Source organism: Dolomitihabitans soli, assembly GCF_022213955.1.
GTDB lineage: Bacteria > Actinomycetota > Actinomycetes > Streptosporangiales > Streptosporangiaceae > Streptosporangium_A > Streptosporangium_A soli.
Map to the genome: position 1 here is coordinate 121,032 of NZ_JAKNTW010000018.1, position 21,525 is coordinate 142,556.

The following is a 21,525-nucleotide window of genomic DNA, read 5'->3' on the forward strand; positions in this document are numbered from 1 at the left end:
CGGTGACCGGTACGGCGCCGCGGCGCCTACGACGTGACGTCGCGGCTGCCGAAGCGGGCCCAGGCGATCGAGCCGAACAACACGATGTAGGCGCCGAAGGCCAGCAGGCCCTCGCCCATCTCCCCGGTGGCCACCGGGTCGCGCAGCACCCCGTCGAAGCTCCCCCACCACGAGGTCAGCAGGTAGGGCTGGAGCACGGACAGCTGCGGGATGGTGCCGAGCACCTGGGCGATGACGACCAGCACCACCGTCGCCGCGATGGCGCCGATCGGCACCTCGGTCAGCGTCGAGAAGGCGAGCGCGACCGCGGCCAGCGCCGCCATCCCCACCCCCACGTACCCGATCATGATCAGCACCCGGAGGAGGCCCTCGGCCAGCGGCACGGTGCTGCCCGACAGCAGAGTGATCGGCCCGGCGGGGAACAGCAGGAATCCGGTGACCAGCGCGGTGAGGGCCACCACCGAGGTCACCGCGAACCCGAAGATCACCGCGTTGGCGTACTTCACCGCGAGCAACCTGGTCCGCCCGGCCGGCGCGGTGAGCAGGTAGCGGAGCGTGCCCAGGCTCGCCTCGCCCGCCACCGAGTCGCCCGCCACGACGGCCAGCGTGACCGGCAGCAGCAGCGGCACCAGGACGAACATCGAGGCGAAGGTCAGGGCGAGCCCGTTGCCCGCCACCATGCTGAGCATCGCCTCCGGGCCGCCTGCGGCGCCGTCGCCGGTCACGATCCGCAACACCACGCCGATCAGCACCGGAACGGCGCCCAGTACGGCGAGCATGGCCAGGTTGCGCGGCCGGCGGAAGGTCAGCCCCAGCTCCGAGCCGAGCAACCGGCCGAAGCTCACCAGCACCGGCCTGCGCGTGCGGACGACGGGACGCGCCCGCGTCTCAACCGTCGACATCGAAACCCTCCCCCGTCAGCCCGACGAACACGTCTTCCAGGCTCGGCCGCACGACCGCCAGCCCGCGGACCGCGACGCCGGCCGTGACCAGCTCCACGCAGACCCGCTCGGCGAGCGCGGCGCCGAGTTCGGCGCTCACCTCCTCGCCCGCGATCCGCACCTCCGTCAGGCCCAGCGCGCCGAGGACCGAGGCGGCCCGGCCGCCGTCGGGCGTCCGGATCTGGATGCGCTCGGCGCCTCCCCCGCTGAGCTCGGCGATCGGGCCCTGGGCGACCAGCCGGCCGGTGCGCATGACGGCGACGTGGGTGCACATCTGCTCCACCTCGGTCAGCAGGTGGGAGGAGACGAACACCGTGGTGCCGTCGGCGGCGATCTGCTTCACCAGCGCGCGGACCTCTCTGGTGCCCTGCGGGTCGAGTCCGTTGGTGGGCTCGTCGAGGATCAGCAGCTCGCGCGGGCCGAGCAGGGCGGCGGCGATCGCCAGGCGCTGCCGCATGCCCAGCGAGTAGGCGCGGTAGCGTTTGCCGGCCGCGGCGGCCAGGCCGACGCGGTCCAGTGCGACACCGATGCGTTCCCGCGCGGTGCGCCCGTCGGCGGTCGGGTCGGCCGTGTCGAAGCGCCGCAGGTTGGCCTCGCCGGTGAGGTAGGGATAGAACGCCGGCCCCTCGACCAGCGCGCCGACCCTGGGCAGCGCGGTGGGCAGTCCCGTGGGCATCGGCGTGCCGAGCACCTCGCACTCGCCGGCGGTGGGCGTGACGAGCCCGAGCAGCATCCGGATGGTGGTCGTCTTGCCCGACCCGTTGGGACCCAGGAACCCGAAGACGGATCCGCCGGGCACGGCGAGGTCGAGGTCGTCGACGGCGACCTGGCCGCCCTTGAAGCGCTTGGTCAGGCCGCGGGTGACGATCGCGTGGTTCTCCCGGCCCCGGGGCGGGGACGCCCCTTCGGGCGTCCCCTGGACCTCGGCGAGGTCCGCACCGCGGGTCGCGCCGGACGCGGCGTCCGCCGCGTCCCGCTCGTCGCGGTCCCCTGCCAGGAGCGGTGTGCCTCCCGGCGTCGTCGAGTTCACTTCCGGCCCGCCGCCTCGAACAGCACGTCCGGGGTGACGGCGCCGGCCAGCAGCCTGCCGTCGTCGGTCAGCAGGGCGGTGGCCAGCTTGGTCTCGATCAGCCTGCCGCTGCCCCAGGAGCCGTTGACCTGCTTGGCGGCCTTGAGCACCGTCTCGGCCAGGGCGGGCTCGTCAAAGCCGCCCCGCTCGCCCTGCTCGGCCCCGGCAGGCTCGCCCCGCTCGGCCCCGGCGGTCATCTTCGCCAGGTCGAAGGGCACGACCGCGACGGTGGTCCAGCCCTTGCCGACGAGGTCGAACATTCCGGCGACCTCCTTCTTGACCTCCTTCTCCTGCTTGCCGGGGCCGGCCTCGCCCAGCGTGATCTCTTCGACCTTCGCTCCGGCGGGCGGGGTGAACGTGAAGTTCTCCGCGGCGGGCGGGGAGAAGGTGACCGTGCTGTAGCCCACCTCGAAGGCGGGCTCGATCGCGTTCTTGGCGTAGACCTGGACCCGGAGCGGGACGTAGGTCTCGCCGTCGAGCGCGAGCCTGACCTCCTTGACCAGCGAGCCCGCGGCCTTGGGCGCGAGGACCAGCTGGTAGACGGTCCGCCCGGCGACCTGCTCGTTGTTGGTCACGCTCACGGTCGAGTGCTCCGCCGCCATCGCGAGGAGCTGCTTGGCGGCCTCCTGCGGGGTCACGGCGGCGGTGGGCAGCGGCGGCTGCGGCTGCGCGGCGGCGTCCGCCGGCAACTTGATCCGGGTGGCCTTGTTGCCCTCGCTCTCATACATCCACGCCTGGTCGCCGTTCACGATGAGGTTGGTCTCGCTCATCCGTCCGGGCAGCGCCAGCCGCATCCGGTTGTCACCGCCGTACCAGACCTTCGCCTCGTGCGAGCCGGACAGCAGCGACAACGGCGAGCTCGACTCGCCCGTCACCTGCGGGAGCCCGGGTATGCCGAAGGACGCGGTCTCCACCACGGTGCCCGACATCGGGGGCATCTCACCAGACTTGGCGGTGCCCGCCGCCTCGACCAGGAGCTGCTCGGCCGTACGCTCGGGCAGGGTCGGCTCGCCCTGGACCGCGGCGATCACGGGGCCCGTCCCGGCGGCGGCGCCGATCACGGCCACCACCGCTACGGGCACTCCCCACCTCACTGCGCGGCCACGTCTTGTCTGAGGCTGCATTTCACTCCTTCAAGGTACGTCGTCATGCTTCGTCCTTCGAAGAATGCGCGGTGCGGCCTGTGCCGAAGCTGAGACAGACTGAGAGGGCCCTCAGCCTTCTCAGCGCCTTCTCAGCTCGCCTGACCAGGATGGGTGGACACACGGACAACAGAGGTGAGGTCGGCTGATGCGGGTTCTCGTCGTCGAGGACGAACGGCGGATGGCCGCCGCGCTCCAGCGGGGGCTGCAGGCGGAGGGGTTCGCGGTCGATCTCGCGCACGACGGCGAGGACGGCCTGCACCAGGCGAGACACGGGGAGTACGACGTGATCGTGCTGGACATCATGTTGCCCCGGATCTCCGGCTACAACGTGTGCAAACTGTTGCGCGCGGAGGAGAACTGGGTGCCGATCCTGATGCTGTCGGCCAAGGACGGCGAGTACGACATGGCCGACGGCCTGGATCTCGGCGCCGACGACTATCTCACCAAGCCGTTCTCCTACGTGGTGCTGGTGGCCCGGCTGCGGGCCCTGCTGCGCCGCGACGCGGGGCGGCGGCCCGCCGTGCTGCTCGCGGGCGACCTCTCGCTCGACCCGGCGCGGCGGCGGGTGAGCCGCGGGGACGCCGACGTCGAGCTGACCCCGCGTGAGTTCGCCCTGCTGGAGTTCCTGATGCGCCACCACGACGAGGTGGTGTCCAAGCGGGAGATCCTGGAGCACGTCTGGGACACCTTCGACACCGATCCCAACGTGGTCGAGGTCTACGTCGGCTATCTGCGCCGCAAGATCGACGTCCCGTTCGGCAAGAACGCGTTGCAGACCGTCCGGGGCGCGGGCTACCGGCTGGCCGGCGATGGTGGCTGAACCCGCCGCCGGGACCGGTTCCGCGCGCCGGGCCTCCCCGATGGGCTGGTGGCGGCGCCAGAGCCTGCGGTTCCGGGTGACCGCCGCCGCCTCCGCCGTGCTCGCGCTGGCGCTGGCCGCGTCCGCCTGGGTGCTCGTCGGGGTGCTGAGCCAGTCGCTGATCGCCACCATCGACGAGTCGGCCTACCAGCGGGCGCACCGGGTCAGGGCCGACGCCGACGCCGACCGTCTGCCGCCCGAGCTCAGCAATCCCGACGGCACGCTCATCCAGGTCATCGACGCCACCGGCCGGATCACGCACGCAACCGTGGGCACCGACCGGCTGGTGCCGCTGCTCGGGCCCCAGGCCAGGCAGTCCGCGATCAGGGCGCGCGAGGCCCGGTTCCTCGACGGCCGGCCGTACGGGATTCCCGGGCCGCTGCGGGTCGCCGCGGTGGCCGCGGACCGGGGCCAGGTGGTGATCGCGGCGCGGTCGTTCGACGAGGTCGGGAAGAGCGTCGCCGCGGCCGGGCGGGTGCTGTTCCTCGGCACGCCGATCCTGATCGTGCTGCTCGCCGGCGCGAGCTGGATGATCGTCGGCCGGACGTTGCGGCCGATCGCGTCGCTGCGCAGGGGCGCCGCCGAGATCACCGGCACCGCCCGTTCCCGGCGGCTGCCGGTGCCCGAGGCGCGGGACGAGGTGCACAGCCTGGCCACCACGCTCAACGACATGCTCGCCCGGCTGGAGGCGGCCGACGGCCGGCAGCGGGCGCTGGTGTCCGACGCCGCGCACGAGTTGCGCAGCCCGCTCGCCAGCATCCGGCTCCAGCTGGAGGTGGCGCTGGACCATCCGGAGGGGCAGGAGTGGCGCGACACCGCCGAGGGCGTGCTGGAGGACGCCATGCGCCTGTCGCGGCTGGCGGAGGACCTGCTGGCGCTGGCCCGCCTGGACGAGCGCGGCGGCGCCCTCGCCCGCCGCGAACCCGTCGACCTCGACGCCCTCGTACGGCAGGGCACCGAGCGCTACGCCGACAACCCCGTCCTGGTCCGCCGCGCCGTGCCCGACGAGCAGATCACGGTGACCGGCGACGCCCTCGACCTGGGCCGGGTCCTCACCAACCTGATCGACAACGCGGTACGGCACGCCGCCTCCGCCGTCGTGGTGGAACTCCGCGTCTCGGGCTCCGAGGCCCTGCTGACCGTCACCGACGACGGGCCCGGCATCCCCGAGGCGGACCGGGAACGGGTCTTCGACCGTTTCACCCGCCTGGACAGCGCCCGCAGCCGCGACGAGGGCGGCGCGGGTCTCGGCCTGGCCATCGTCCGCGAGACCGTCCGCGCCCACGGCGGTGGCGTTCACCTCGCCGACGCCGGCCCCGGGCTGCGTGCCGTGGTCGCTCTGCCATTGCGTCAGGACTCGTCGATCAAGTGATTGACCTGCGATGTCTTTCGCACGTAGCGTCCGTTCCATGACTTTCGCCGATGGGCAGGATGAGACGATCCTGCGGGTGGCGACCCAGCTGTTCGCCGCGCTGGGCTACGACGGCACGTCCGCACAGGAGATAGCCGACGCGGCGGGGCTCGATGTCGCGACCGTCAACCGCGTCACGGGGGGAAAGCGGGAGCTGTACCTCGCCGTGATGGGGCGAGCCCACGACCGGGAGCACGCCGCCATCGAGCAGGCGGTCGCGAAGGCCGCCGGGCCCGACGCCGCCGCCACCATTCACGGCGTCATCGACTCCTACGTCGACTTCTGCGCGGCCAATCCCGACGTGGTGTCGCTGTGGATGCACCGCTGGCTCTCCGACGCCGCCGACATGACGGAGCTGGAGCAGCGCTACGCGCGGCCGCTGGTCAAGCTGCTGCTCGACTCGCTCAAGCCGTACATGGACCAGATCGACAGCGGCGTCGACATGCGCTACGCCGTGCAGACGGTGATCTGGCTGGTCAACGCGTTCGGACGGGGCGGCGTGGTCAACGAGGAGGGGCAACGCCTCGGCTTCGACGACCCGGAGACCCTGCGCCGCTTCCGCGCCCACCTGCACCTGCTGGTCCACCGCATGCTCCTGCTTCCCTGACGGCGGAGGCCCTGACGGCAGAGGCCCTGGCGTCGGAGGCGAGGTTCGGCACGCCAGGCGTGCCCGTACGGCTCGCACGGGCCGAGATCGTCGTGGTGCACCGGCTCGGCCGTCGCGAAGCAGTCGTGTGACTCCACTCCACGAGGTCGCGGCCCGATCCCGGCGCTCCTGGACATCGAGACGCGGGGGGCGCGGGTCACCGCCTTCGCGTCGGGAGCGCGGCGTGCGTCATCGACGTCTGGCGGCGGGCACGGCGGGTGTGCCTGGTGTGCCGGGTGCTGGGCTCAGGCTGGTCTCAGGGCGCTCACCGTGGCGAGGGCGGTGCGCGCCGAGGCGGCGTCGTGGACACGGAAGACCCTGGCCCCCTGCCAGGCGGAGACCGCCAGCGTGGCCAGGGTGCCCGCGTGCCGCTCCGCCACGGGCAGCCCGCCGAGCGTCTCGCCCACGAAGTCCTTGTTGGAGACGGCCACCAGGACCGGCCAGCCGGTGGCGACCAGTTCGTCCAACCGGCGGCTGATCTCCAGTGAGTGCCGGGTGTTCTTGCCGAAGTCGTGGGCCGGGTCGATCAGGATCGACTCACGGCGGACTCCCGCCCGGATCGCGCGCTCGGCCAGCTCGACCGTGTGATCGATCACGTCGCGCACCACGTCGTCGTAGGAGACACGGTGCGGCCGGGTGCGCGGGGCGACCCGGCCGGCATGCGCGCAGACCAGGCCGATGCCGTACCGCGCGGCGACGTCGGCGAGGCCGGGATCCACCCCGCCCCAGGTGTCGTTGAGCAGGTCGGCGCCCGCCTCGGCGACGATCTCGCCGACCTCGGCCCGCCAGGTGTCGACGCTGATGATGAGGGACGGATGCCGGTCCCTGACGGCTTTGACCAGATCGGCGACCCGGCGGATCTCCTCCGCCACGTCGACCTCGTCGCCCGGGCCCGCTTTCACACCGCCGATGTCGACGATGTCGGCCCCGCCCGCGACGGCCCGGTCGACCGCGTCGAGCGCGGCCTGGAACCCGAAGGTGCTGCCCTTGTCGAAGAACGAGTCGGGGGTGCGGTTGACCACCGCCATCACCGCGAACTCGCCCGCGCGGAACTCCCTGTCGGCGAGGCGCAGAGTAGACATCGAATCGAGCCTACCGCCTCGCGGGGTCCGCTGATCGCCGGCGGTGCCGCCCCACCCGGCACCGGTGTTGGAACGCTCCCTCGGGGGCGTCAGAACTCACGGCTATGCCGCTGTACCTCCTTCGGCGAGCGTCAGGAAATCCTGCACGATCACGGGGAGACGCCGCCGGGCGTGCACAATGGCGATCACCCGTCGGATGGGCGGATCCAGCGAGCGGACCACGAGCCCGGCGCGCAGGGCGTGCTCGGCCATCCCGCGGTACCACAGCAGGGAACCCACCCCTGCGCGCACCGGCGACAGCCAGCCACCTCGCTCGTCGGTCTCGGCGGCCGCCACCGGGCGCACGCCGTACTTGGCGAACATCGCCTCGAACTCCCTGCGCCGGGCGCTGCCCCGCACGGGGAGCACCAGCCGCATGCCGGTGAGCCGGGTCATCGGCACGGTGTCCGGCAGGTCGAGTCCGGGGGGCGAGATCAGCACGATCTCCTGTCGTTCCAGCGGATGGCTGATCAGGTCGGTCGGGACCGGCAGGTCGGTCAGGCCGAGATCGGCCCGCTGGTCCCTGATGGCGCTCACCACGCCGTCGCGTCCGTCACAGCGCACGATGTGCACGCGAACCGCTGGGTTCTTCTCGGTGTAGGCCGGTAACAGGCGCCCGGCCAGCCCCGGCTCCAAGCTGGGAGTCGAGGCGATACGGAGCTCCGTGTCCGCCGAACGGCCATGGCTGGCAAGTGACTCGATCTCATGGACTGCGTCTAGTGCCTCCCTTGCGAGCTTGACGACGCGCCGCCCTTGGGCCGTGACGACCACGCCACGTCCCGAACGCGCGAACAACGTCATCCCGAGTTCGCGCTCCAGGTCCCTGATCGCACGTGAAAGCGCAGGCTGCGCGATGTAGAGCGACCTGGCAGCATCGGTCATGGTGCGGTGCTCCGCCGTCGCTACCACGTAGCGGAGCTGCTGCAGATTCATGCCACGAAGCTAGGACACCGCACCCTGCCCGGTCCGGGACATTGCGGAGATCACCTTGGCCGATTTCAGAGTGTAACCAATTAGGGCTACATCCGTGACGGGTGATAAATCAGTATGCTTCTGCCCCAAATTCGGCAAACGTCCGCCTTGGTGACGCCAAACCGGACATTTGCGGACAGGGGGCGACAGTATGGCGATCAACGGGCACCACCCTCCGGGGTCCCGCCCGCCCTACCCGCCGAACGACGAGGACCCCCGCCCCACCGGCTCCCCGCCCCTGCCCTACGACCCGCAGAACCCATACGACCCGCGGGACGGCCGGCCTCCGTACGGCGAGCACGACCATCCACGACCCGAGCCCGGCCGGTCCCCCTTTCCACCGCCGCCGCCCGGCCACCCCGGCACGCCCTACGGCGGCCCTCCCGGCACGCCGTACTCGCCGGAGCAGCCGGGCACGCCGTATCCGGGCCAAGGCGGCTCCCAGCCAGGTCCGCACCCGCCGTATCCAGGCCAAAGCGGCTCCCACCCGGCCCACCCCGGCCAAGGACCGGCCTACCCGGCATATCCGGGCCAAGGACCGGGCCATCCGGGCCAAGGGCGGCAGGCGCCGTACCCCGGGCAGGGAGGGGAAGCAGGCCCGAACCCGCCGCCGGCAGGCCGGCCGGTCTATCCGCCGCCGCCTCCGGGAGGGCACGGCACGCCGTACGCCCAGCCGGGCCCGGACCCGCGCGCCTACGGACAGCGCGGCCAAGAGCCGTCCCCCTACGGCCTCCCGCCACAGGACCCCCAGCCCTACGCGCAGAACGGCCCGTACGGCGCGCACGGGCAGGACGTGCACGGGCAGGGCGCGCACGGGCAGGGCGTGGCCAACCCTCACGGCCCGGGCGGGGCGTATCCGCCCCCAGGACAGGGCGCCTATTCTCCGCTTTCCGGGCATGCCCAGACCTATCCGCCACCGCCCCCCGGACAAGGCGGTCCGTACACACCCCCAGGACAGGGCGCCGCCTACGCTCCGCCCCAGCAGCACCCCTCGCCGTACCCGCCGCCCGGCCGGACCTCCGCGCCCCATCCCCCACCGGGGCACCACGGTGGGGCGCCCGGGCGCGGCCCGCATCATCCGCCCTACCCGCGGCGGAAGCGGTCGGGAAGCGGCGGAGCGCTCGTCGGCGGGCTCGTGGGCGTGATCGCGGCGGTGTTCGTCGTCGTGGTGATCGGAACGACGCTGTTCAAGTCGGACGGCGACACCGAGGCGCTCTCACCGGTGTCGGTGCCGACGTACACCCCGCCCACCCTCAGGGAGACCGAGCGCCCGTCCGACGAGCCGACGCGCGCGAGCAGCACACCGAGCGAGACCGAGAGCGAGCAGGAACGCGAGACGCAGGTGCCCCGCCCGGCCCGGCCGGTGCTGAACACCACGTTGCAGAACAACACCCTCTACCGGGCGGGCGGCCTGCCCACGGTGCACTGCCCGGCGGGCTCGGCCAACATCTACAGCCACGCGCAGCTCAAGGCGCTGATCCTGAAGACGTCCCGGTGCCTGGACAAGGCGTGGTCGCCGACCCTGTCGAAGCAGGGGATCGAATGGCGCAGGCCGGGCTACGCGATCGCGGCCAAGAGCGGCAGGGGCGCGTGCGGCGACTACCCCTCACGGGGCAGCATCGTGCCGTACTACTGCCCGCGCAACTACACGATCTACGCCTCCACCTCCGCCATGTCGCGCGGCTCGGGCAACGCCCAGGGATACGGCGGACTGACCTCCTGGCACGGGGCGATCATCAGTATGATGGCGCACGAGTACGGGCACCACGTGCAGCAGCTGACGGGGCTGAACGAGTCGTGGTGGCAGAAGACGCTCCGCTCCACCAGCACCAGCGGAAAGCTGGCGTTGAGCCGCCGGTTCGAGTTGCAGGCCACCTGCTTCGGCGCCATGTTCATGCGCGCGGCCTCGGCCAGCTACCCGGTCCCGCCCGCCAAACGGCAGATCCTTTACTACTTCTACTCACGGGTGGGCGACTGGCCCGGATATCCGCGAGATCACGGCTCACCGGCCAACAACAACCGGTGGTTCCGGCAGGGCTACGAGAAGAACAAGACGTTCCAGTGCAACACGTGGCTGGCGCCATCGAACACGACGTCGTAGATTAACGGGCTATTCACCACAGATTGGCTATCTGTCAGTGATGTCCAAGTATGGGGCGTAGAATCCTGGGCAATTCCGTGGACAACGGGGCCCAGGGCGACGTTTCGCCTGGTTGGCAGGGATATCACACGACAGACGAGGGAGCAGTGGGACGATGCGCCTTGGGGACACATCGGGAGATCCCGCAGAGGACGGCGGGAACCGGCGTCCCCGGCGGCGTCCTGCCGGAGGCAGAACCCGGCGGCCGCGCCCGCCCGCGGACTCCCGCCCGTCTCCGTCCCCCGACGGCGAAGACCGGCGTCCACCACCCGAGGACGGCGGCCCGCCCCAGGACGACCGGTCCCCCCGCGCCCGCCGGAACGACTCCGATGCCCCGCGCCCGGACCGGGGCGCCCCGCCGCAGGACGGATCCGGCTCGCCAGGCCAGGACGGCCCGGACTCGCCACACCGGGGGAACGCGGGCGCACCGCGCCGGCGCACCGGCAAGGCGGGCGCACCGCGCCCACCCCAGGACGGCCCGGGTCCGCCGCCGCGCCGGAAAGGCCCGGGCGAGGGCGGAAGGCCACAGGATCGGCCCGCCCCCGACGGCCCGGACGCGCCAGGTGAGGGCTCCACCGACGCGCCCAGCGGCGAGCACGGCGGCGCGCAGGGCGAGACCCACACCTACCCATCGCTCGACCCGCCCGCCCACGGGAACGAGCACGACGGCCCTCCGGACAAGCAGTACACGAAACCCGCCAGGAGCGGTCCGGCGGGCAGACAGCGCGGACGCCCCTCCGCACCGGGCCAGGGCAGGAAGCGCCGGAGTCCCGGGCAGTCGGCCAAACCCCCGGCCGGGCCGCGATTCGCCACCAAGCCGACCACCGCCTCGATCATCGGCTGGACCAGCCTGTCGGCTCTCGTGCCGGGGGCGGCGCACCTGCGCGCCGGGCGCCGCCGTACCGGTTTCGCCCTGCTGGGCGCGTTCGCCGTCCTGCTGCTGGCGGGGGCGGCCGTCGCACTGGCCAACATGGACAGCGTCGGCTTCGCCGTACGGGACAGCACGCTGATCACCGTGGCGGTCCTGGCCGGGGTGGGCGCGCTGGCCTGGTTCCTGCTGCTGCTCACCTCCTACGTCGCGCTCAAGCCCAACCGGCTCACCGGCGCCGGGCAGATCGTCTCCGGCATCGTGGTCGGGGTGCTCTGCGTGCTGGTGATGACACCGTTCGCGTTGACGGCCAACAGCGTGCTCACCGCCCGCGAACTGGCCAACTCGATCTTCCGGGACGAACCGCTGGGCAACGCGGCCCCGATCAAGCACGAGGACCCGTGGAACGGCAAGGACCGGGTGAACTTCCTGCTCGTCGGCGGTGACGCGGCCGGCAACAGGACGGGCGTCAGGACCGACAGCATGAACGTGGCCAGCGTGCACGTCAAAACCGGCAACACCGTCATGTACAGCCTCCCGCGCAATCTCCAGCACGTCCGTTTCCCCGCGAGCAGCCCGCTGGCCAAGCAGTTCCCCAACGGATTCATGGCCGAACTGGGCGCCGGCGGCCTGCTCAACGAGGTCTGGCAGTACGCCAACGACCATCCGGAAATCATGGGCGGCAAGAACCAGGGACCGAAGGCCCTCAAGGACGCGATCGGCCACACCCTGGGCATGAAGATCGACTATTACGCCCTGGTCAACATGTACGGCTTCGCCGACCTGGTGGACGCCATCGGCGGGCTGAAGATCCGCGTCGAGCGTGACATCCCGTGGGGCGGCCACTACGGCACGGCCGGCACGATCAGGGCGGGATACCGGAAGCTCTCCGGTGAAGAGGCCCTGTGGTACGGCCGTTCCCGGGTCGGCAGCGACGACTTCTCCCGGATGGCCCGTCAGCGGTGCGTCATCGGGGCCTTCGCCCAGCAGGCCACCCCGGCCGTCGTGCTGGCCAACTTCAACAAGATCGCCAACGCCACCAAGCGCCTCGCGTCGACCGACATTCCGCGAGCCCTCCTTGAGCACCTCGCCGATCTGGCGCTCAAGGTCCGGGGCGCCAAGATCACCAGCCTGCAGTTCGTCCCGCCGCAGTTCTGGCCCGGCGCGCCCGACTGGGCCAAGATCCGCCGCGAGTCGGCCAAGTCGCTGGAACAGTCGCTCCAGCCCGACCGACGGCCGCTGGCCGCCAACGTCACCGCCTCTCCCGGTGCCGAGTCTCCGAGCGCGACCCCCACGCGCAAGACGCCCAAGTCGCCGACCGCCACGCCCACCAAGAACAACAAGGGCGCCAAGGGGCTCGACGAGCTCTGCGGCTTCTGACGCACGGCGCCTGAACCCGGCCCGCCCGGGTTCAGGCGCCCGGCACGATGCGACCCGCCCGTGGTTCGATGAGGCAGTGGTTCGTGAGCCCGTGGGTCGTGAGCCCGTGGGTCGGTGAGCCCGTCACCACGCATCGGCCCGCGTCAACGGGCCCGCACCCCGCCCCGATCAGAGCCTCGTCATGGCCTGCGCGGGCATCAGGACGAACGCACCCGCGCAGACGAAGGCCCGCCCCCGTGTAGTCCGGCCCGCACCAACACTTCACGGCCTTCCCGGACAACACGGGGGCATGGTCCACCGCCCGGCACCGACCCCGCTTCACGTCAGAGCGTCGCCACGGCCTTCTTCGGCAACAGGGCGAACGCGCCCACATAGACGAGTGCGGCGATGATCAGCAGGCCCTGGTAACCCATCAGCAGAGCGAGATACTCCAGGCAGCCACCGACCATCGCGCCCAGCAGGTTGGCGCCGAACGCGAGGGTGCCGTCGGAGCTGTCGGCGAAGCGCTTGGCGAAGACCACGTTCGCCGCGAAGATCGGCAGGAAGGCCACCACCACCGCCGCGACCGCCCGCAACGGCAGGGGCAGCGACAGCAGCCACGAGTTGGGCACCAGCCAGGCGAGCACCAGCCCGGCGGCCAGCACGCCGTACATGACGGGTAGCGGCGGGGTGCGGAAGCGGCGGGTGACCTCGACGGCGGCCAGGACCGCGACCAGCACCCCCGCGAAGACGATGGCGTTGACCACCCAGGTGGTGCCGAACAGCAACGCGAACCCGGTCACGCTCTTGGTTTCGAGCAGCATGAAGCCGACCCCGAGCAGGAACAGGTCGCCGTAGGGACGCATGCGCCCATAAGGTCCGGCGACGACGCGCACGGCCAGCAGGCTGACGATCAGGATGAGCAGCAGGGTGATGATGTAGATCTGCGGGATCGTCCGGTCCTTGAGATAGAGGAAGGGCCGGTCGTCACCGCTCGGCGGCGGGGTGTCGGCGGTGGCGCCCGCCCACGGCATGCCGCAACGCTGCGCCTCGGCCGTGAACCCCGCGGTGATCACCGCCTGCTGCCCGGCCTCGGTGACCACGTCGACGCACGGCGCGTGCCGGAACGCGGTCTGCACGGTGAGCGCGAGCCGGTCCACCAGCCAGCGCTCGCGGTAGTAGTTGTACATCGAGAAGGCGCCGTCGGGCTTGAGGTGCTCGCGGGCCGCCTCCATGGCCTCCTGGGTGAACAGGTAGCTCTCCAGCCGCAGCGAACTGGCCCCCGACACGAGCGTGAGCGAGTCGGGCAGCGCGAAGAGGATCAGGTCGTACTTCTTCGAGGTGCGTTCCAGGAAGGCGCGCCCGTCGGTGACGTGCGTGGTGACCCGCGGGTCCTCGTACGGCTTGTCGGGGTGGAAGTCACCGCCCAGCCCGCGAAGCTGCGGGTCGATCTCCACCGCGTCGATCCGCTTCGCGCCCTTGAGCAGGGCGATGGCCACGTCGGTGCCGCTGCCCGCGCCCACGATCAGCACGTCGTCGAGCTTTCCCGAGGCCGCCCGCTCGTACGGCAGCGCGTACTGCTGTTCCCATTCCAGCCGTTTCGCGGCGGGGATGGCCTGCTGGTGCGGGATCCCGTTGACCTGGATGTCCATCACCGGCACGCCGTCGCGGTCGAAGCGGTGGTTGGTCACCTTGTAGTACGGCGACCACAGCGCGCCCGCCGTCAGCGTCTCCATCGCGAGCGCGCCGACCACCACCAGCGACGGCAGCACGATCAGCAGCCTGCCCAGCGGGCGGCGCGGCCACAACAGCGCGGCGTAGGCGACCGCGGCCACGAAGCCCCACACGACCGGCGGCGCGCTCATGAACGAGAGCCCGGTGAACAGCGCGATCCCGGTCAGACTGCCGATCAGGTCGTAGCGGTAGGCCTCGAGCCTGGGCAGTTCGGGGAAGCAACGCGCGACGAGTTCGGCCGGGCCCATCAGCACGATCGCGGCCGCGCAGAAGATCACCGGCAGGATCAGCCACGGCGGCGGGCCGACGGTGGACAGGCTCGTCCAGTAGAGGACCCCCTCGGTGTTCCTGTCCACGGTGACGGGGAACAGCAGGATGATCACCACGAGCACGGCCAGCGTGATCGGCGAGTAGTACGGCTCGCGCCTGGTCCTGCCCACCCGCAGGAATCCCAGCCCGATGCCGAGGAAGGACCCCAAGAGGACGAAGTTGGTGAAGTAGCTCAGATGGACGATGTTGGACCCGGTCCACCTGATCAGCGCCAGCTCCAGGAAGAGCATGAACGCGCTCGCCACCACGAGCCGCCACCGGACGGGCAGCCAGTGCGCGGGGCGGTCGGGAGGGCGGGGGGTGGACGGCGCCTCGGCCGGTGCGGTCATGCCCAAACCGTAGTGGCCCGAGGCTTCGGGGTCACTGGTTTCGAACCTGCGCGTCGAACGTTCGAACGGCGGAGTGCCGGATATTCAGACCGGTTTGCAGACAGACGTACCGGTCGGAGGTGTTTCGATGGGTGGACGGAAGCAGATCGATTCGAACAGCGGAACGCCGAAAAATTCATGCCGGTTTGCAGACAGACGTACCGGTCGGGAGGTGTTTCGACGGGTGGACGGAAAGCAGATCGATGACGCAACGTAGTCGTGTCAGCACCCTCCACGGAAACCAGGTGATGCGCAATGCGGGTCATGATCCAGCTCCGCCCCTCGGCCGACGTCGTCGCGGCCGTCGCCGATCCCGCCGCCACGGCGACGGTGGCCGACGTCGCGGACGGGCTGCAGGGGGTGGTTCTCGACTCGGCGTTCACCCCGGTCGCCGTGCCCAGGCCGATGCCGCGCCCGGGAGGCGACCCGCTCTCGCTCGCCCATGATGTGAGCTACTCGCTGGCCGCGGCGGACGCCACGGTCCTGGTCCGCGGCGAGGTCGCGGACGACGAGCTGTCCACCCGTCTCTCCATGCTCTCCTCGCAACACCGCAACGTGGTCGGGGTGTTCGCCGACCCGGTGATCGAGGCGAGCCCGACGTGCGGCGGTGACGCGCCGGTCGGCGACTGGCACGACGTGGAGCGGCTGCTCGACGTGGCGAAGCTGAAGGAGGAAGGGCTCGACGGCGAGGGCGTGGCGCTCGCCGTCCTCGACTCGGGCATCAACCTCGCGCACGTCGAGCGCGTGCTGGGGCGCAAGGCCACGCTCGACGCGAAGCGGAGCTGGTCGCCGTCGAGCGTGAAGGGCCGTCCCGGCGAGTTCGAGGTCGACCACGGCTCGATGTGCGCGTTCGACACGCTGATCGGCGCGCCGCAGGCCACCCTGCTCGACCTCCCGCTGCTGCTGTCGCGGCGCCCGGGCGGCTCCGCGCTCGACGGTCTGCTGTCCGACGCGGTGGCCGCCTACGCCCACCTGCGGACCGTGATCGACGCCCAGCCGGCCGACACGAAGGCACTGGTCGTCAACAACAGCTGGGGATCCTTCTCCCCGCACTGGGACTTCCCGCCCGGACATCCGGGTAACTACTCCGACAACCCGGCCCACCCGTTCAACCTCATCGTGGCGGCCCTCGACGGCGCGGGCGCCGACGTGCTGTTCGCCGCCGGAAACTGCGGCAGGGACTGCCCCGACGGCCGCTGCGCCTTCCCCGAGCGGCCCATCGTGGGCGCCAACTCCCACCCGCGGGTCCTGTCGGTCGGCGGCGTCGACACCCGTGGCGAGCGGGTCGGCTACTCCTCGCAGGGGCCCGGACGGCTGGCCGTCCGCAAGCCCGATCTGTGCGCCTACACCCACTTCGCCGGCTCCCAGGCGTTCGGCGCCGGTTCCCCGGACTCGGGCACCTCGGCCGCCTGCCCCGTCGCGGCCGGCCTCGTCACCGCCGTCCGCACCGCCTGGCCCGCCTCGCGCCTGTCCCCCGCACAGCTCCGCTCCCTGCTCTGCCGCACCGCCGACGACCGCAGCGACGTCGGCTTCGACAACGACTACGGCTACGGCGTCATCGACGCCGCCGGAGTGATCGCCGCCCTGCGCAGAAAGGCCAAGCGCGCGGCCTAGGCGGCCCGGACGCACCGCGCGTGAGTCCGGCGCGTAGCGTGGAGGACATGGTGTTGGTCACCGTACGGCTGCCGCCAGGCGCCACGATCGACGACGCGAGGGAGCGCCTGGGGCTGGCCGAGCGCGAGGTGGACCTCGATTACGGGCTGGTGCTCATCGACCCCGCCGAGGGGCTCTACGCCCTGCGCGTCGCCGACGAGGCCGGCGGCCGGATGGAGGGCGAGGCCGGGCCGTACGCCGACCCGGTGATCGAGCCTTACGGGCCGGTCAAGCGTTCTCCGGATTGAGTTCTCCCGTTTGAAGAGCACCCGGCCGGGCAGCAGCGCGAGCGCCTGCTCGGCCGGGTCGCCCGCAGCCGATCCAGCGCGCCGGATCCCGCGTCGCGGTCGATGCCGGACTCGGCCGGTCCGGCGCTGACCCTCGCGTGCTGCATGATCAGGCCGTGCACCGGCACCTCCCGGTGACGAGGGCGGCGGCGGACAGCGGCCCGAACATCACCAATTAGCGCAGCGGCTGGCCGGCGCCGGACAGAATGCCCGCCTGCTGCCGCGTCCTCACCAAGCGGTGGTCCCAGCGCAGGCCCCCGGCGAGACCTGGTCCGAGATCTCCCTGTCCTCCTCGCCCAGGGCGAACGCGCCTTCGCCCTCCTGGAATCCGGCGCCCGCGACTATGCCCGCAGAACTTATGACCTCAAGTCACGGCGGAACGGCGCAACGAGGTCACGGCGGAACGAGGCGCGAACGGTTCAGGGCCGGACAGCCCCCGGCTGTCCGGCCCCGCATCCGATTCTCGTGCCCGGCAAGGGCGGCACCTCCTGATGGGCCAGGCGGCGACCTTCCGGCCGCCCCGACCTACCTGCTTCCTGCTTGACCGGTCGAAACGGGACCGCCATCTGGTCGCCCCGGCAGACCGAACGGCACCTCCTGCTGACCGGCGACCCGCCGGATCAGGCGTCGTCGTCGGACACGGACGCGCCTTCCTTGCACACCGTTTTCGCACGGCCGAGCACCGGCGTCGCGGTCCCACAGGTGACCACCGGCACCGACACGGGTTCGACGATCTCGTCGTTGAAGATCACCGTGTTCCCGATGAGGGGGGAGTTTTTCCGTGGTTCGGGAGCGTCGGCATGGACGGGAGCGGCCACGAGCAGGGCTGCCGTGACGGCACCGAAAGTCACCCTCAGCAGAGGCTTTCCGAGCATCGAACACCTCCTGGTGGCGTGTCGCGGGCGCACGGCCCCGATTGGTCGCTCACTCGGCCCGTCCCGACGGGCGTGAGCCCTTCTCGTGCCGTCGTCAGGCGGCGGCGACCCGGTCCTTCAGCGACGCCTGGTCCATACCGGGCATGGCTTGTCCCGGAACGGACATGGCGTTCTCGGGCCGGCCGACCATCATGATGCGGTCGATCACGGCCAACGCGACCGCCGAGATGATGAAGGCCAGGTGGATCAGGGTCTTCCACAGCAGCTCCCTGTCTGTGATGCCCGGCTGGGCCGCGTTGATGAATATCTGCAACAGATGGATCGAGGAGATGCCGATGATCGCCATGGCCAGTTTGACCTTGAGGACATTGGCGTTGACATGGGAGAGCCATTGGGGCTGATCCGGATGTCCCTCTATACGCAGCCGCGAGACGAAGGTCTCGTAACCGCCGACGATCACCATGATGAGCAGGTTGGAGATCATCACGACGTCCACCAGGCCCAGCACGATCAGCATGATGGTGGTCTCCGCCACCATGCCGCCGAACCCGACCATGATCAGGTGTTTCAGCTCGACCATGAACCGCCATACGTACACGATCTGCGCGACGATCAGCCCGAGATAGAGCGGTGCTTGTATCCACCGACTGAGGAACATGTAGTAGCCAAGACGCTTGATAGAGCCCGGCCCGAGCGCCGGTTGAGTGACCGAAAGTAGCTTAGGCACTCGGTATTCCCTATGACGTGAGAAGATTCGCGTTGACGCTGTGGATGACCGCTTCAACGGCTACCGGGGAAGGGTTGCCGCCCACGAGGTGAGCCGAGGCGGCCAGGGCCGGTGGGCCGGTGAGGGCGGCCAGCGTGAGGCCCGCGGCCACGGCGGCTGCGAAGGTCGCTACTTTCGACTTCGACATGATGTCTCCGATCACTTTGTGATTTGCACGTCAGGGTCAGCATCCGAATCGGCCTCAAGGCCGGAACCTCCGGCCCTCGGCCACGCCGGTACGGGTCGGGGTGCCGGCCAGGCTGCGGTCATGCGATCGCCGGGCAGGCCGGCAAGGGCCCCGGCGCTCCGCCGCGCCGGGGCCGCGCGCCATCGGAGCCGGTCAGGGGGCGGTGACGCAGGCGAGCCCGGGGACCTCACTGGGGACGGCCACTTCGGGGGCGGTGGGCGCGCTCTCGGTCAGGCAGGTGACCAACGCCGCGGGGTCGGGAACCTGGGCGCCCGCCGCGGAGCCGACGGCGATCAACCCGACGGTGGCGAGGGCGGCGGTAAGAACGAGACGAGCGATGTGACGCATGAAGACCTCCATGAACAGGTAACGGGAACCTCTTCCATCATCACATAGAGTATTGGTTCAGTAACAGTGTGTGCCAGGGTTGATTGCGTACGGCTTGGCGCGAGATCCCGCGCGAGCGGGCGACACGGCGGAATGGCGACCCACAGACCGTCTCGGGCCCGCAGACCGTCGCGACCCACGGACCGTCGCGGCCCTCAGGCCCTCAGGCCCTCAGGCCGTCACGGCCGGTAGCACGACCCGGAACGCGGCGCCCGCTCCCGGAGCGGTTCGCAGCTCGACACGGCCGCCGTGGGCGCCCACGATCGACGACGCGATGGCCAGCCCGAGACCGGCTCCGCCGCCGGCCCCCCGGCCGCGCGAGCCGTCCACCCGGTAGAACCGGTCGAACACCCGGGCGGCCTGCTCGGCGGTCAGCCCCGGCCCCTCGTCCGCGATCACCAGCACGGCCTCGCCGCCCTCGGTGCCGACGCCCAGACGGATCGGCGTGCCCGGAGCCGTGTGCTGGACGGCGTTGCCGACCAGGTTCGTCACGACCTGCCGCAACCGCGCCTCGTCGGCCAGCACGGGCGCGCTCGCGGGGGCTCCCCCTTCGACGCCGGTCAGGGTGATCGGCCGGGAGGAGTCGAGTCCTCTCAGGTCGTGGCGGGCGTCGGCGGCCAGGGCGCGCAGGTCCATCGGGGCCAGGTCCATCGGGAGCACGGCCTGGCCCTCGTCCAGGCGGGCGAGCAGCAGCAGGTCCTCCACCAGCCCGGTCAGGCGGCCGGACTCGCGCCGGATGCGTTCCATGGTCCGGTCCACGTCGTCCGGTTCCGGCAGCCCGCCCATCCGGTACAGCTCGGAGAAGCCCTTGATCCCGAAGAGCGGGGTGCGCAGCTCGTGGCTGACGTCGGCGACGAAGCGCCGCATCCGGGCCTCCGACTCCGCCCTGGCCGCGAACGCCTCCTCGATCTGGCCGAGCATGCCGTTGAGCGACGCCGACAACCGGCCCACCTCACTGCTCGGCGAGGCCGTCTCGGGCACTCTTCGCGACAGGTCCCCGCCGGCGATGGCCGCCGCGGTCTCCTCGATGCGGCGCAGCGGCCGTAGCCCGGCCCGCACGGCGTACCATCCGGCCGCGGTCAGCAGGGACAGCAAGGTCGCCGCCGTGAACAGGCACACCACGCTCAGTCTGGCGACCGTCGAGTCGACCCCGGAGAGGGTGGCGGCGACCACCACGCTGCTACCGGGCGGGGCGGGAGACGAGTCCGCCGGCAGTTGCGCGGTCGTCCTCGGCAGGGCCATCACCCGCCAGTCCCCGTCATCCGTCTCGAACGGCTCGCCGCGCAGCCCGGCCACGGTCACGGCGTCGAGCCGCGGCAGCTCGGGCATGCGTGCCGGATCGGCCGGGCCGATCCCGGTGGTGCCGTCCGCGTTCAGGTAGACGGTGTGGACGCCGTCGATCAGGTCCAGCCCGCCGGTCAGCGCCCGCACCACCTGCCTGCCCTCCGCTGAGGACATCGGCCCCAGCGCTTCGGGGTGCAGCCGGGCCAGCAACCGGGTGATCGGCCGGAGCTGCTCGTCCACCCGACCGACGAGATGCGTCCTGAGCATCCCGATCACCACCGCCGAGCTGACCAGCAGCCCCACCGCCAGCAACGCCAGTGTGATCACCAGCAGCCGTACCCGGAGGGACGTCCGCCGCCACGGCCGGCCGCCGATCATGCCCGCGGCCTGCGCAGGACGTAGCCGACGCCGTGGACGGTGTGGATCAGCCTGGGCTCGGTGGTGTCGAGCTTGCGGCGCAGGTAACTGACGTAGGTGTCGACGATGCTGGCGTCGCCGTTGAAGTCGTAGTGCCAGACGTGGTCGAGGATCTGCGCCTTGGAGACCACCCGGCCCGCGTTCGACGCCAGGTAGTGCAGCAGTCTGAACTCGGTCGGCGACAGCCGGACCTGCCCGCCCGCCCGCAGCACCTGGTGACCTTCCGGATCGACCTCCAGGTCGCCGACGACCAGCGTGCCCGCGAGACGTCCGCCACCGGTGCGCCGCAGGATCGCCCGGATCCGCGCGATGAGCTCCTCCAGGTCGAAGGGCTTGGTGACGTAGTCGTCGCCGCCGAGCGACAATCCGTTGATCTTGTCGGCCGGGGAGTCCCGCGCGGTCAGGAACAGCACGGGCACCTCCCGCGCCCGGCCCCGGACGGGGGCACGCAGTCGTCGTACGACCTCGAATCCCTCCATGTCGGGCAACATCACGTCGAGCAGCACCAGGTCGGGCGCCTCTCTCAGGGCCGTCTCCACCGCCTCGGCACCGGTCGCCGCCGACTCCACCGCGAACCCGGCGAAGCGCAGCGTCGCCGACAGCAACTCCCGTACGGTCGGCTCGTCGTCCACTACCAGCAACCGTTCCCCAGCCCCCGAGATCCGCATGTTCACGATCCTCCTCCCCCACCGCGCCGAGAGCGGGC

At 71.3% G+C, this 21,525-nt stretch carries 19 protein-coding genes; 7 read left to right on the forward strand and 12 right to left on the reverse strand.

Going from position 1 to position 21,525, the window contains the following annotated elements; genetic code table 11:
* Nucleotides 1–26 precede the first annotated feature (26 nt).
* From MBA17_RS29405 to MBA17_RS29415, 3 genes are read right to left on the reverse strand one after another with little or no spacing between them, the layout of a single operon-like run.
* Nucleotides 27–902 carry an ABC transporter permease gene (locus tag MBA17_RS29405; RefSeq protein ID WP_238499885.1) on the reverse strand — a complete coding sequence of 292 codons (876 nt, stop codon included), beginning with the start codon at nucleotides 900–902 and terminating at the stop codon, nucleotides 27–29.
* On the reverse strand, nucleotides 889–1,971 hold the full coding sequence (locus MBA17_RS29410; protein ID WP_238499887.1) for an ABC transporter ATP-binding protein: 1,083 nt from the start codon (nucleotides 1,969–1,971) through the stop codon (nucleotides 889–891). Before MBA17_RS29410 ends, MBA17_RS29405 begins: the two co-directional genes overlap by 14 nt.
* Nucleotides 1,968–3,092 (reverse strand): LolA family protein, encoded by a 1,125-nt coding sequence (locus MBA17_RS29415; RefSeq protein WP_238499889.1) that lies wholly within the window; start codon nucleotides 3,090–3,092, stop codon nucleotides 1,968–1,970. Before MBA17_RS29415 ends, MBA17_RS29410 begins: the two co-directional genes overlap by 4 nt.
* A 208-nt stretch (nucleotides 3,093–3,300) precedes the next feature.
* On the opposite strand from MBA17_RS29415, the gene MBA17_RS29420 reads away from it, so the two are divergent.
* The 3 genes from MBA17_RS29420 to MBA17_RS29430 are packed head-to-tail and all read left to right on the forward strand — an operon-like array spanning nucleotide 3,301 to nucleotide 6,032.
* Nucleotides 3,301–3,975 carry a response regulator transcription factor gene (locus tag MBA17_RS29420; RefSeq protein ID WP_238499893.1) on the forward strand — a complete coding sequence of 225 codons (675 nt, stop codon included), beginning with the start codon at nucleotides 3,301–3,303 and terminating at the stop codon, nucleotides 3,973–3,975.
* Complete coding sequence (locus MBA17_RS29425; protein ID WP_238499894.1) at nucleotides 3,965–5,386, forward strand: sensor histidine kinase; 1,422 nt, start codon at nucleotides 3,965–3,967, stop codon at nucleotides 5,384–5,386. Before MBA17_RS29420 ends, MBA17_RS29425 begins: the two co-directional genes overlap by 11 nt.
* Before the next feature lie 37 nt (nucleotides 5,387–5,423).
* Nucleotides 5,424–6,032, forward strand: a complete 609-nt coding sequence (locus MBA17_RS29430; RefSeq protein WP_238499896.1) for a TetR/AcrR family transcriptional regulator — start codon at nucleotides 5,424–5,426, stop codon at nucleotides 6,030–6,032.
* A 284-nt stretch (nucleotides 6,033–6,316) separates the two neighbouring features.
* Here the strand turns inward: MBA17_RS29430 and folP are convergent, their stop codons facing one another.
* On the reverse strand, nucleotides 6,317–7,153 hold the full coding sequence (folP, locus tag MBA17_RS29435) for a dihydropteroate synthase (RefSeq protein WP_238499897.1): 837 nt from the start codon (nucleotides 7,151–7,153) through the stop codon (nucleotides 6,317–6,319).
* Between the two features lie 102 nt (nucleotides 7,154–7,255).
* Entirely contained in the window at nucleotides 7,256–8,125 is an 870-nt protein-coding gene (locus tag MBA17_RS29440) for a LysR family transcriptional regulator (RefSeq protein ID WP_238499898.1), read from the reverse strand.
* Nucleotides 8,126–8,315: 190 nt separating this feature from the next.
* Here MBA17_RS29440 and MBA17_RS29445 point away from each other — a divergent pair, with 190 nt between their 5' ends.
* Together MBA17_RS29445 and MBA17_RS29450 are read left to right on the forward strand one after the other, a co-directional pair.
* Entirely contained in the window at nucleotides 8,316–10,265 is a 1,950-nt protein-coding gene (locus tag MBA17_RS29445; RefSeq protein ID WP_238499899.1) for a neutral zinc metallopeptidase, read from the forward strand.
* A 154-nt stretch (nucleotides 10,266–10,419) separates the two neighbouring features.
* The gene (locus MBA17_RS29450) at nucleotides 10,420–12,552 is read left to right on the forward strand and encodes an LCP family protein (protein WP_238499901.1); all 2,133 of its coding nucleotides are present in this window, start codon (nucleotides 10,420–10,422) and stop codon (nucleotides 12,550–12,552) included.
* 323 nt (nucleotides 12,553–12,875) lie between these two features.
* Here the strand turns inward: MBA17_RS29450 and MBA17_RS29455 are convergent, their stop codons facing one another.
* Nucleotides 12,876–14,924 carry a spermine/spermidine synthase domain-containing protein gene (locus MBA17_RS29455; RefSeq protein WP_238499902.1) on the reverse strand — a complete coding sequence of 683 codons (2,049 nt, stop codon included), beginning with the start codon at nucleotides 14,922–14,924 and terminating at the stop codon, nucleotides 12,876–12,878.
* Nucleotides 14,925–15,218: 294 nt separating this feature from the next.
* Here MBA17_RS29455 and MBA17_RS29460 point away from each other — a divergent pair, with 294 nt between their 5' ends.
* Complete coding sequence (locus MBA17_RS29460; RefSeq protein WP_238499903.1) at nucleotides 15,219–16,577, forward strand: S8 family peptidase; 1,359 nt, start codon at nucleotides 15,219–15,221, stop codon at nucleotides 16,575–16,577.
* Between the two features lie 47 nt (nucleotides 16,578–16,624).
* On the forward strand, nucleotides 16,625–16,864 hold the full coding sequence (locus MBA17_RS29465) for a hypothetical protein (RefSeq protein ID WP_238499904.1): 240 nt from the start codon (nucleotides 16,625–16,627) through the stop codon (nucleotides 16,862–16,864).
* 659 nt (nucleotides 16,865–17,523) lie between these two features.
* Here the strand turns inward: MBA17_RS29465 and MBA17_RS29470 are convergent.
* From MBA17_RS29470 to MBA17_RS29495, 6 genes are all read right to left on the reverse strand, one after another.
* The gene (locus MBA17_RS29470) at nucleotides 17,524–17,778 is read right to left on the reverse strand and encodes a hypothetical protein (protein ID WP_238499906.1); all 255 of its coding nucleotides are present in this window, start codon (nucleotides 17,776–17,778) and stop codon (nucleotides 17,524–17,526) included.
* A gap of 94 nt (nucleotides 17,779–17,872) precedes the next feature.
* Nucleotides 17,873–18,505, reverse strand: a complete 633-nt coding sequence (locus MBA17_RS29475) for a TIGR00645 family protein (RefSeq protein ID WP_238499907.1) — start codon at nucleotides 18,503–18,505, stop codon at nucleotides 17,873–17,875.
* Nucleotides 18,506–18,515: 10 nt separating this feature from the next.
* Entirely contained in the window at nucleotides 18,516–18,692 is a 177-nt protein-coding gene (locus tag MBA17_RS29480; RefSeq protein WP_238499908.1) for a hypothetical protein, read from the reverse strand.
* Between the two features lie 192 nt (nucleotides 18,693–18,884).
* Nucleotides 18,885–19,079 carry a hypothetical protein gene (locus MBA17_RS29485; RefSeq protein ID WP_238499910.1) on the reverse strand — a complete coding sequence of 65 codons (195 nt, stop codon included), beginning with the start codon at nucleotides 19,077–19,079 and terminating at the stop codon, nucleotides 18,885–18,887.
* A 210-nt stretch (nucleotides 19,080–19,289) separates the two neighbouring features.
* The gene (locus MBA17_RS29490) at nucleotides 19,290–20,780 is read right to left on the reverse strand and encodes a sensor histidine kinase (protein WP_238499911.1); all 1,491 of its coding nucleotides are present in this window, start codon (nucleotides 20,778–20,780) and stop codon (nucleotides 19,290–19,292) included.
* Entirely contained in the window at nucleotides 20,777–21,487 is a 711-nt protein-coding gene (locus MBA17_RS29495; protein ID WP_238500148.1) for a response regulator transcription factor, read from the reverse strand. Before MBA17_RS29495 ends, MBA17_RS29490 begins: the two co-directional genes overlap by 4 nt.
* Between the last annotated feature and the right edge of the window lie 38 nt (nucleotides 21,488–21,525).

Excerpts from the sequence above, each read along its gene's own strand:
- MBA17_RS29465 (WP_238499904.1), top strand. The coding sequence starts at position 16,625 with ATGGTGTTGGTCACCGTACGGCTGCCGCCAGGCGCCACGATCGACGAC.
- MBA17_RS29490 (WP_238499911.1), bottom strand. The coding sequence starts at position 20,780 with ATGATCGGCGGCCGGCCGTGGCGGCGGACGTCCCTCCGGGTACGGCTG.
- MBA17_RS29485 (WP_238499910.1), bottom strand. The coding sequence starts at position 19,079 with ATGCGTCACATCGCTCGTCTCGTTCTTACCGCCGCCCTCGCCACCGTC.
- MBA17_RS29480 (WP_238499908.1), bottom strand. The coding sequence starts at position 18,692 with ATGTCGAAGTCGAAAGTAGCGACCTTCGCAGCCGCCGTGGCCGCGGGC.
- MBA17_RS29440 (WP_238499898.1), bottom strand. The coding sequence starts at position 8,125 with ATGAATCTGCAGCAGCTCCGCTACGTGGTAGCGACGGCGGAGCACCGC.
- MBA17_RS29425 (WP_238499894.1), top strand. The coding sequence starts at position 3,965 with ATGGTGGCTGAACCCGCCGCCGGGACCGGTTCCGCGCGCCGGGCCTCC.
- MBA17_RS29470 (WP_238499906.1), bottom strand. The coding sequence starts at position 17,778 with ATGCTCGGAAAGCCTCTGCTGAGGGTGACTTTCGGTGCCGTCACGGCA.
- MBA17_RS29430 (WP_238499896.1), top strand. The coding sequence starts at position 5,424 with ATGACTTTCGCCGATGGGCAGGATGAGACGATCCTGCGGGTGGCGACC.
- MBA17_RS29495 (WP_238500148.1), bottom strand. The coding sequence starts at position 21,487 with ATGCGGATCTCGGGGGCTGGGGAACGGTTGCTGGTAGTGGACGACGAG.
- MBA17_RS29455 (WP_238499902.1), bottom strand. The coding sequence starts at position 14,924 with ATGACCGCACCGGCCGAGGCGCCGTCCACCCCCCGCCCTCCCGACCGC.
- MBA17_RS29420 (WP_238499893.1), top strand. The coding sequence starts at position 3,301 with ATGCGGGTTCTCGTCGTCGAGGACGAACGGCGGATGGCCGCCGCGCTC.
- folP (WP_238499897.1), bottom strand. The coding sequence starts at position 7,153 with ATGTCTACTCTGCGCCTCGCCGACAGGGAGTTCCGCGCGGGCGAGTTC.
- MBA17_RS29450 (WP_238499901.1), top strand. The coding sequence starts at position 10,420 with ATGCGCCTTGGGGACACATCGGGAGATCCCGCAGAGGACGGCGGGAAC.
- MBA17_RS29405 (WP_238499885.1), bottom strand. The coding sequence starts at position 902 with ATGTCGACGGTTGAGACGCGGGCGCGTCCCGTCGTCCGCACGCGCAGG.
- MBA17_RS29445 (WP_238499899.1), top strand. The coding sequence starts at position 8,316 with ATGGCGATCAACGGGCACCACCCTCCGGGGTCCCGCCCGCCCTACCCG.
- MBA17_RS29460 (WP_238499903.1), top strand. The coding sequence starts at position 15,219 with ATGCGGGTCATGATCCAGCTCCGCCCCTCGGCCGACGTCGTCGCGGCC.